The organism is Cobetia sp. 5-25-4-2 (genome assembly GCF_013374075.1).
Classification (GTDB): Bacteria; Pseudomonadota; Gammaproteobacteria; order Pseudomonadales; family Halomonadaceae; genus Cobetia; species Cobetia marina.
Genome location: NZ_BLWK01000036.1, coordinates 1 through 262 on the forward strand (window position 1 = coordinate 1; position 262 = coordinate 262).

General features: G+C 51.5%; 1 rRNA gene. It reads left to right on the forward strand.

Features of this window, described 5'->3' with window-relative positions:
• Positions 1 to 262, forward strand: a 23S ribosomal RNA gene (locus HXS65_RS17430); the annotation flags it as partial.

Consider the following 262-nt stretch of genomic DNA (forward strand, 5'->3'; position numbering starts at 1 on the left):
CTCAGACAGCTAGGAGGTTGGCTTAGAAGCAGCCATCCTTTAAAGAAAGCGTAATAGCTCACTAGTCGAGTCGGCCTGCGCGGAAGATATAACGGGGCTAAATCAGGTACCGAAGCTACGGGTTCATCCTTATGGATGAGCGGTAGAGGAGCGTCGTGTAAGCCAATGAAGGTGGATTGAGAAGTCTGCTGGAGGTATCACGAGTGCGAATGCTGACATGAGTAACGATAAGGGGAGTGAAAAACTCCCCCGCCGGAAGACC